The organism is Mesorhizobium sp. M7A.F.Ca.US.014.04.1.1, assembly GCF_003998745.1.
Lineage (GTDB): Bacteria > Pseudomonadota > Alphaproteobacteria > Rhizobiales > Rhizobiaceae > Mesorhizobium > Mesorhizobium ciceri.
The window spans coordinates 1-613 of sequence record NZ_RZRW01001338.1; the positions used below are offsets into that span (position 1 = coordinate 1).

Sequence of the window (613 nt, forward strand, 5' to 3'; positions counted from 1 at the left end):
ACCATCCGCCCGGGCCGCACACAATCGTGCCACGTTGATATGGTGACGGAACCAAACGTGTTCCGAAAAATGCTACAGATTTCGGACATCGCGAACGGGACCCGCCGACGGGGTCGGAGTAACGTCCGAGTGAAGTGACCGCTCCGTGTCCCAACGGGCCCTTCAATGAACGTGGCCTAGCGCCTCGCCGTCTTCTCATGAGTGACTTTCACAGTCTTGCATGTCAGAAAAATATAGGCTATTTTCTGACATATGAAGACCGCTGTTTCATCTGTCCCATCTCGATTCGTAATGCGAGCCCGCAGCTCCGGGCGCGGTAGCGTTTTCACGCCTAACGATTTCCTTGACCTCGGGGGGAGGGACTCGATCGATCAGGCGCTCTCGCGCCTCGCCAAGGCCGGCAGGCTGCGACGCCTCGCACGCGGCCTCTACGATTTCCCTAAGGTGCATCCAAAGCTTGGCCCGCTTTCTCCGGCCCCCGATGACATTGCCCAGGCTCTGGCCAGAGAGACAGGCTCTCAGGTGCAGGTTGCGGGCTCGCGCGCGGCAAATGTCCTCGGTCTATCGACTCAGGTTCCGGCCCGCAGTTCATACCTGACTGATGGTCCATCCC

The 613-nt window shown here is 59.4% G+C and carries 1 protein-coding gene; it reads left to right on the forward strand.

The window, feature by feature from the left end:
- Nucleotides 1-252: 252 nt before the first annotated feature.
- On the forward strand, nucleotides 253-613 hold a 361-nt coding region (locus EOA22_RS36430; RefSeq protein WP_206521567.1), incomplete at its 3' end, for a DUF6088 family protein.